We start from the raw sequence: 8,456 nt of genomic DNA, 5'->3' as shown, positions 1-8,456 counted from the left end.
GCGCAGGAGGTGCGGCGGGCTGAGGACGTGCTGGTGAAAGCCGAGGTGCGCGTCGCCTTCATCAGTGGCGGCCGCGCCCAGCCGATTCCGAAATCGATCCGTATCCTGATGAAGGCCGATCTGATTTCCTGATCGCCCGATAAGTGATCGGCCGATAGGTGATGGCCTATCGACTCCAGCAATTGCAGCGATAGATTGCGGCTCGGACCAACCGATGAGGCCACCATGTCGCGCCCGCCACTTCCACCCTTCACCCGTGAGACCGCCGCGCAAAAGGCGCGCATGGCCGAGGACGCGTGGAATTCGCGCGATCCGGTGAAAGTCTCGCTCGCCTATACCGAGGACAGCCGCTGGCGCAATCGCTCCGAGGTGTTTCAGGGCCGGGAGGCCATCGTCGCGTTCCTCACCCGCAAATGGGAGAAGGAGCGGGAGTATCGCCTGATCAAGGACCTATGGGCCTTCGACGGCAACCACATCGCGGTGCGCTTCCAGTACGAATGGCATGACGCCAGCGGCCAGTGGTATCGCTCCTACGGCAACGAGCAGTGGGAGTTCGACGAGCACGGGCTGATGCGGCGCCGCGAGGCGTCGATCAACGATATCGCGATTGCCGAGAAGGACCGCCGGTTTCACTGGCCGGCGCCGGGACCGCGGCCGGCGGATGTGCCGGGGCTGGGGACGGATCCGTTCTGAGGCGCGTAAACAACTCTCGCCCCTCATGGTGAGGGGCCGCGAAGCGGCGTCTCGAACCATGCAGGCCCCGCCGTTGTTGCATCCGGGCCTCTATCCTTCGAGACGCGCGCGAGAGCGCGCTCCTCAGGATGAGGGGATAGATTTGCGAGCGAGAAACCGCGTGATTGCCCCACCCAGCTTCGCGTTGTCCATCGGCTCCGCCAGCGACTCCCTCGCCGTCGCAACGACATCCTCCGGCGCCTTGCCGTCGCGGAGTTCGCAGCACACTTGCGCAAACTCCACGTCGAATTCCGGATGCGGCTGCACGGTCAGCGTGGTGCCGTTGGCGTAGAGCAGGCCGGCATGCGGGGTGAATTCGGACGAGAGGATCGTCAGCGCATCGCTGGGCGGCTCGACCACCTGGTCCTGATGCGAGGCGGCGATCGCAACCGCTTTGCCGTCGACGACGCCGTTCTCCGGCAGCACCTGATAGACGTGGCGGCCGATGCCCCAGCCCTTCTCCGACTTCTGCACGGTGCCGCCGAGCGCCTGCGCGATCAGCTGATGGCCGAAGCAGACACCGACCATCGGCGTCTTGTTGGCGTAAGCCGTGCGCACGAAATCTTCCAGCGGCGCGATCCAGTCGAGCCCGTCATAGACACCGGCAGCAGCGCCGGTGATCAGCACGGCCTCGAGCTTGCTCGGATCGGGCAGCGCATCGCCATTGGGAATGCTGACGACGTCCACCGTGGCGGTCGGGTCCTCGGCGCGGACCATGCGCTCGAACATGTCGGGAAACGAGCCGTGCTGCTCGCGGTACTTCTGCGGGACCTGTCCGGTCTCGATGATGGTGATGCGTGCCATGTGCCCCCCGGGTCAAAAGGTTGCGAAGCTCAGTCGCTTTCTGCCCCATGTTGCTGGTGTGGCGCTGTGCGTGCCAGCTGTGCGCTCTCTTTCCGGACCTCGTTGAGAAACGCCTTGGCCAGGCGCGACAGCGGCTCGGCTTCCGACCATAGCAGCGTGCGTCGTGGGCGTGAACGGCCGCACCACGAGGCCGCTGCCGCCGTTCTGTCGCGGCGAGAACGGATCGACCACGGCGGCGCCGACGCCGGCGGCGGCGAGCACGCAGGCCGTGTTGCAGTAGCGCACCTCGACGGTCGGCTGGAACGGCGCGCCGGTGCGGGCAAAGCTGTCGCGCACGGCCTCGCCGAGGCGCGTGCCGCGCTCGAGCCCGATGAAGGGCATGCCGGAGAGATCGGCGGCCGAGATCACCGGCTTGTCGGCGAGAGGATGCTGCGGCGGCAGGACGCAGACCATCTCGCCGGTATGCACCACCTCATGCGCGATGCCGGGATGATGCGTCAGCCCCAGCGCGAAGCCGAGCTCGGCGACGCGGCTGAGCACCCCCTCGATGATGCCCTCATAGCGCCGCACGTCGAAGAACACGCGCGTCTCCGGGCGGCGGCGAAGGAAGCTTGAGAGCGCCGACGGGATGATGCTGTAGGCCAGCGGCGGCGTCGCGACGAGCGCCAGATGGCCGGAGCGGTTCTCGCGCAGATCGCGGACGCGGTTCTCGAGCTTGGCGTGCAGCGCGAAGATGGCTTCGCTCTCCTTGTAGAGCGCCATCGCCTCCGCGGTCGGAAACAGCCGGTTGTTGACGCGCTCGAACAGCGCAAAGCCCGCCTGCGCCTCCATCGTCTTCAGCGCGTTGCTGACCGCGGGCTGTGACAGCGCCAGTTCGTCCGCCGCCGCCACCGTGGTGCGATGGCGGATGACGGCACGCAGGATCTCGAGCTGACGCAGGTTCATATCACTGCCGATTATACTCTGGGCCAAAACATCATAGCAGAACGAATTGATTTTGCAGCCCCGCTTCCGCGTAATGGTCGCGGATTTGCACGTCGCATCAAAGGGTTCATTCGCCCATTGAGGCAGCACTGCGCACATATTGGAGGCAATCTTGGTTCGTGTCCTTCGCGCCGCCGCCGCACAGATGGGGCCGACGCAAAAAGCCGATACGCGCGAGCATACGCTGGCGCGAATGCTCGACATGCTGGAGGAGGCCGCCGGTCGCGGCGCCAGCCTCGTGGTGTTTCCCGAGCTTGCCTTCACCACCTTCTTCCCGCGCTGGCTGCTCGAAGGCGCCGCGCTCGACCACTATTTCGAGCGCGGCATGCCGAACCCGGCCGTGGCAAAACTGTTCGACCGTGCGCGCGCGCTGCGCGTCGGCTTCTATGTCGGCTATGCCGAGCTGACACCGGACGGTCGCCGTTATAATTGCGCCATCCTGGTCGATCGCGACGGCGAGATTCTCGGCCGTTACCGCAAGGTGCATCTGCCCGGTTCGGTCGAGCCGCGCGAAGGCGCGCGCTACCAGCAGCTCGAGAAGCGCTATTTCGAATATGGCGACCTCGGCTTTCCCGCTTTCCGCGCCGGCTCGGCCTGGGCCCACGCTATCATGGGCATGATGATCTGCAACGACCGCCGCTGGCCGGAATCCTGGCGCGTGCTCGGCCTGCAAGGCGTCGAGCTGGTCTGCATCGGCTACAATTCGGCGGCCTATGACCCCAATGGCGGCGYCACTGAAGATGCGTCCTTGCGCACCTTCCACTCGACGCTGGTGACGCAGGCCAACGCCTACATGAACGCGACCTGGGCGATCTCGGTGGCGAAGGCGGGTGAGGAGGACGGCTCCGGGCTGATCGGCGGCTCCTGCATCGTCGATCCCAACGGCCGCATCGTCGCGCAGGCCCAGACTCTGGCGGACGAAGTCATTGTCGCCGACATCGATCTCGATCTCTGCCGCCAGGGCAAGGACAAGATGTTCAATTTCGCCGCCCACCGGCGGCCGGAGCAATACAGGGTGATCACCGAACGCGCCGGCGTCATCGAGCCGGCCGTTCTCGACGCGGACTGACTGGCACGGCGCTGGCAAAGGACTCAAAGCAAAACGTTGGCAAAGGAGCTGACATGATACGCCTCTCGCTCTCTCTCGGCCTCGCAGTACTGGCTACCGTAACGTCGGCGCAAGCGGCGGAGCTTCCCGCGGAGATCAAGCAGGCGGGCGCGTTGAAGCTCACGGTCAACTCCACCTACGCGCCGATGGAGTACCGCGATCCCGCCACCAACGAGCTCGTCGGGCTCGATGTCGATCTGGCCAACGAACTTGCGAAGCGGCTTGGCGTAAAGATCGTCTGGAGCGAGACGCCGTTCGCCGAGTTGATCCCGTCGCTCCAGACCAGGCGCGCGGACTTCATCATCTCCGGCATCTCCGACCGCGCCTCGCGGCGCGAGACCGCCGATTTCGTCGACTACCTCGCGACCGGCCCGCAGTTCTTCGTGATGGCGGACAATGCGGCCAAGGACGCGGCGGATCTCTGCGGCAAGAAGGTCGGCACCACCCGCAGCACCAGCTTCCCGGTCGAGATCGAGAAGTGGAGCAAGCAGAACTGCGAGCCGGCCGGCAAGCCGGCGATTCAGTACGTCCCGGGCGAGAACTCGATCGACGTCCGCAACCAGCTCAAGCAGGGTCGCATCGACGCCGCCGTGCAGGGCAGCGAGACGCTGCCTTACGCGCAGACGCAGGAGCCCGGCAAATATCGCGTCGTCGGCGAGCCCTTCGCCAAAGGCTACCAGGGCATCATGTTCCGCAAGGACGATGCGGCTTTGCGCGAGGTGGTGACGGAGAAGCTCACGGCGATGATCGCCGACGGCGCCTACAAGGCCGTTCTCGACAAATGGGGCCTGGGGGCCAACGCGGTGGCCCAGCCCATGCTGAATGCGGCGCCGCAATGAAGCCGGTGCCGGCACTCGCGGAGGGTTTCCCTGATCTGTCGGGGATGCGGATCGCGCGCGAGCCGCACTGGTTTCGCTGGCTCAGCGCTGCCCTGATCGTCGTCGTGCTGGCGGCGATCGTGCGCGCCTTCGCCGGCGGTCAGATCGAATGGTCCTATGTCAGCCGCTTCCTGACCGCAAAAGTCATTCTCGAAGGCATCGTCAACACGATGGTGATGGCGGTGCTGGCGATGGCGCTCGGCATTGTCCTCGGCGTCGTCGTCGCGGTCATGCGGCTGTCGCCCAATCCGGTGCTGAAGACGGTCGCGGCGGGCTACACCTGGCTGTTCCGTGGTACGCCGCTGATCCTGCAACTGCTATTGTGGTTCAACCTCGCGCTGGTGTTTCCGACCATCGGCATTCCCGGCCTGTGGTCTGCGCGCGCGGTCGACGTCATGACGCCGTTCCTTGCCGCGCTGCTCGGGCTCGGCATCAACCAGGGCGCCTATACGTCCGAGGTGATGCGCGCCGGCATGCTGTCGGTCGACATCGGGCAATACGAGGCGGCGCAGGCGATCGGCATGGGGCGGCTGCGCGCGCTGCGCCGGATCATCCTGCCGCAGGCGATGCGGGTGGTGATCCCGCCGCTCGGCAACGAGTTCATCGGCATGGTGAAAGCGACCTCGCTCGCGAGCGTCATCCAGTATCCGGAACTGCTGCACAACGCCGAGAACATCTACTACGCCAATTCGCGCGTCATCGAGCTGCTGATCGTTGCTGGGCTCTGGTACCTGCTCGTGGTCTCGATCCTGACGCCGCTCCAGATGCTGCTCGAACGCCGTTTTGCCCGCGGCACATTGCGGCTGGCGCGATGACAAAACCCCTCGTCGCGATCCGCTCCGTCAGCAAGAGCTTTGGCGAGTTCCAGGCTCTCAGAAGCGTCTCGCTCGACGTCTGGCCCGGCGAGGTGATGTGTTTGATCGGCGCCTCCGGCTCCGGCAAGACCACGCTGCTCCGTTGCATCAATCAGCTTGCCGCGATCGATGCCGGCGGCATCTGGCTCGACGGCGAGCTGCTTGGCGTGCGCGAGCAAAGCGGACGGCTCTATCGCCTCAGCGAGCGGGAGATCGGGCGGCAGCGGCTCAAGACCGGCATGGTGTTCCAGCGCTTCAACCTGTTTCCGCACAAGACCGCGCTGGAGAATATCACCGAAGGTCCACTTCAGGTGCAGGGGCGCAAATCCGACGAGGTGCGCGCGGAGGCGCTCGAACTGCTCCGGCGCGTCGGATTGTCCGCCAAGGCGGACTGGTATCCCGCGCAGCTCTCCGGCGGCCAGCAGCAGCGCGTGGCGATTGCGCGTGCGCTCGCCATGAAGCCGATGCTGATGCTGTTCGACGAGCCGACCAGCGCGCTCGATCCGGAGCTCGTCGGCGAGGTGCTCGCGGTCATGAAGGAGCTGGCGAAGAGCGGCATGACCATGATGGTGGTGACGCACGAGCTCGGCTTCGCGCGCGAGGTCGCCGACCGCGTCGTCTACATGGACCAGGGCGCGATCGTCGAGCAGGGGCGCGCCTCGGACGTATTGGGTGCGCCGCGCGAGGAGCGCACCAAGGCATTTCTTTCGGCAGTGATCTGAGATGGGGGCGTGTTGATGAAGAGACTTTGGGTTGCGGCGGCGCTTTTCGGCGCCATGACCGTTTCGGCATTGGCGATCGAGCTGCCGGCGGAGATCGCCAAGCGCGGCAGCCTCAAGGTGGCGCTGGTGCCGAACTATCCGCCGATGGAGTTCCGCGATCCCGCCACCAACGCGCTGTCCGGCTTCGACATCGATCTCGGCGAAGCCATCGGCCGCAAGCTCGGCGTCAAGATCGAATGGCAGGAGACCAGCTTTGCCGAGTTCATGCCGTCGATCTCGACCGGGCGCGTGGACGCCATTCTGTCCGGCTTCACGGACTACGCGAGCCGTCACGACATCGCGTCCTTCGTCGATTATCTCAGGAGCGGCCCGCAGTTCTTCGTGCAGCAGTCGCGCAAGGCGGAGTTCAAGGACGCGGCATCGCTCTGCGGCAAGAAAGTCGGCGCCAGCCGCCGGACCATGTTCCCGGCGCAGATCGCGGCGTGGAGCGAGAAGAATTGCGGCGGCAATCCGATCCAGTTCGTGGGCACCGACGGCTCGGCCGACGCGCGGACCCAGCTCAGGCAGGGCCGCATCGATGCCGCCGCCCAGGGCAACGAGACGCTGCCCTACATCATGGACCTCGAGCCCGGCGCCTATGCGTCCGTAGGCGAGCCCATCGCGCAGCAATTCACCGGCATCGCCCTGCCGGTCAAGGAAAAGGCACTTCAGCAGGCCATTCTCGAAGCGGTCGATGCGCTGATCGCCGACGGCACCTACAAGACCCTGCTTGCCAAGTGGAAACTGAACGACAACGGATTAGAGAAGGCGACCATCAATGCTGGACAGTAAGGCACTCAAGAGCATCCCGCTCGTTCCGGCCAACACCGCCGATCTCGCGCCGGAATATCCCTGGCCGAAGCCGTACACTTCGGCGATGTTCCTGTCCTTCGACGTCGACGCGGAGAGCGCGTGGACCAGCAAGGACGCGGTGCACGCGCAGCGGCTCATCACCATGAGCTATGGCGGCTATGAGGCCCGCGTCGGTACGCCCAAACTCTTGGAGCTGCTCGACCAGCTCGATCTCAAGGCGACCTTCTTCGTCACGGGATGGTCGGTCGACGCGCATCCGGCGATGGCGGAATCCATCCTCAAGGCGGGCCACGAGATCGGCCATCACGGCTATCACCACCTGCTGCCCGATCCCGGCGATCCCTGGATCGAGGAGGAGCTGGAGCGCGGCTTCGAGGCGCTGAAGCGCCGGCTCGGCGTCAGGCCGACCGGCTATCGCGCGCCCTATGGCGAGTTCACCGAGGAGCTGCGCGCAGCACTCGTACGTCATGGCATCGTCTACACGTCCTCATTCCGCGACGACGTGCGGCCTTACCGCCATCGTCTCGCCGACGGCAAGCCCGGCACGATCGAGCTGCCGGTCACCGCGAGCTATGACGACTGGATGCACGGCCTCTCTGCCCGCTTCAGCCCGCGCTCGATCTTCCCCAAGGAGCACGTGCTTTCGATCTGGAAGGACGAACTCGACGAAACCAGGGATTGGGGCGCGATGGTGACGACCGTGCTGCATCCGCAATGCAGCGGCCGTCCGATGCGGCTACGCCTGCTGCGCGAGTTCCTGACCTACGCAAAGTCGTGCCCGGATGTCTGGATCACGACCGGCGAGAAGATCGCGGAAAACTTCCTGCGCCACGAAGCCGGTAACCGCTGAGCAGTACCATGACCCGTCGTCGCATCCTCGTCATCAACCCCAACTCCTCGGCGTCGGTGACGGCGGCTATCGACGAGGCGGTCGCGCCGTTGCGCATCGCCGGCGGACCTGACATCGAGGTGGTCGGCCTCGCCGAGGGACCGCCGGGCATCAGCTCGCAGCGCGATGCCGACAGCGTCGTCATGCCGCTGGTCAACCGCGTCACGCGCGACAATGCGGATGCTTTCGTGCTCGCCTGCTTCAGCGATCCCGGCTTGCATGCGGTGCGCGAGGCGGCAGGCCGCCGTCCGGTGCTGGGCATCGCCGAATGCGGCATCTTTCGCGCGCTGATGCTGGGCGAACGTTTTGGCGTCATCGCGCTGTCGCCGTCGAGCATCCGCCGCCAGCAACGCATGGCGCGGGTGATGGGCGTCGACAGCCGTTACGCCGGAAGCTGGTCGGTCGGCGCGAGTGCCGCGGAGACAGCGGGTGCCGACATCCGCGGCCGCTTGATCGACGCCGGCCGCGCGCTGGTCACGCAATGCCGCGCCGATGTCGTGGTGATGGGCTGCGCTGGCATGGCGTCGCACCGCGCGGCGATCGCGGACGCGATCGGCGTACCCGTGATCGAGCCGGCGCAGCAGGCTGTGGCCGCTGCGATCGGCGCGGTCTTGTTGAACACGTAAGATCCTT

At 65.8% G+C, this 8,456-nt stretch carries 9 protein-coding genes and 2 pseudogenes; 9 read left to right on the top strand and 2 right to left on the bottom strand.

The annotated features are described in order from the left end of the window. Positions 1-132: pseudogene (locus tag AB4Z51_RS05615) on the top strand (acyl-CoA thioester hydrolase); the annotation flags it as partial. 93 nt (positions 133-225) lie between these two features. After that, positions 226-693, top strand: a complete 468-nt coding sequence (locus AB4Z51_RS05610) for a nuclear transport factor 2 family protein (RefSeq protein WP_063981040.1) — start codon at positions 226-228, stop codon at positions 691-693. A gap of 123 nt (positions 694-816) precedes the next feature. Here AB4Z51_RS05610 and AB4Z51_RS05605 read toward each other — a convergent pair whose 3' ends face one another. Beyond that, positions 817-1,536: a type 1 glutamine amidotransferase gene (locus tag AB4Z51_RS05605; protein WP_135214721.1), complete on the bottom strand. Its 720-nt coding sequence runs from the start codon at positions 1,534-1,536 to the stop codon at positions 817-819. Between the two features lie 29 nt (positions 1,537-1,565). Then, a pseudogene (locus AB4Z51_RS05600) lies at positions 1,566-2,481 on the bottom strand (LysR family transcriptional regulator). 151 nt (positions 2,482-2,632) lie between these two features. On the opposite strand from AB4Z51_RS05600, the gene AB4Z51_RS05595 reads away from it, so the two are divergent. The 7 genes from AB4Z51_RS05595 to AB4Z51_RS05565 are packed head-to-tail and all read left to right on the top strand — an operon-like array spanning position 2,633 to position 8,449. After that, positions 2,633-3,589, top strand: a complete 957-nt coding sequence (locus AB4Z51_RS05595; RefSeq protein WP_441497146.1) for an N-carbamoyl-D-amino-acid hydrolase — start codon at positions 2,633-2,635, stop codon at positions 3,587-3,589. Between the two features lie 53 nt (positions 3,590-3,642). Further along, positions 3,643-4,467: an ABC transporter substrate-binding protein gene (locus AB4Z51_RS05590; RefSeq protein WP_135214724.1), complete on the top strand. Its 825-nt coding sequence runs from the start codon at positions 3,643-3,645 to the stop codon at positions 4,465-4,467. Beyond that, positions 4,464-5,321: an amino acid ABC transporter permease gene (locus AB4Z51_RS05585; protein WP_167768036.1), complete on the top strand. Its 858-nt coding sequence runs from the start codon at positions 4,464-4,466 to the stop codon at positions 5,319-5,321. Before AB4Z51_RS05590 ends, AB4Z51_RS05585 begins: the two co-directional genes overlap by 4 nt. Continuing rightward, complete coding sequence (locus tag AB4Z51_RS05580; RefSeq protein WP_135214726.1) at positions 5,318-6,082, top strand: amino acid ABC transporter ATP-binding protein; 765 nt, start codon at positions 5,318-5,320, stop codon at positions 6,080-6,082. Before AB4Z51_RS05585 ends, AB4Z51_RS05580 begins: the two co-directional genes overlap by 4 nt. A gap of 15 nt (positions 6,083-6,097) precedes the next feature. Next, a complete protein-coding gene (locus AB4Z51_RS05575; RefSeq protein WP_167768037.1) occupies positions 6,098-6,913 on the top strand; it encodes an ABC transporter substrate-binding protein in 816 nt (271 codons plus the stop codon). Next, on the top strand, positions 6,900-7,784 hold the full coding sequence (locus tag AB4Z51_RS05570) for a polysaccharide deacetylase family protein (protein ID WP_135214728.1): 885 nt from the start codon (positions 6,900-6,902) through the stop codon (positions 7,782-7,784). Before AB4Z51_RS05575 ends, AB4Z51_RS05570 begins: the two co-directional genes overlap by 14 nt. An 8-nt stretch (positions 7,785-7,792) precedes the next feature. Further along, the gene (locus AB4Z51_RS05565; protein WP_135214729.1) at positions 7,793-8,449 is read left to right on the top strand and encodes an aspartate/glutamate racemase family protein; all 657 of its coding nucleotides are present in this window, start codon (positions 7,793-7,795) and stop codon (positions 8,447-8,449) included. Positions 8,450-8,456: the final 7 nt, after the last annotated feature.

It is taken from the genome of Bradyrhizobium sp. 2TAF36, from assembly GCF_052114925.1.
GTDB classification, from domain to species: Bacteria; Pseudomonadota; Alphaproteobacteria; order Rhizobiales; family Xanthobacteraceae; genus Bradyrhizobium; species Bradyrhizobium barranii.
This window is presented reverse-complemented; position numbering and strand designations above follow the sequence as displayed.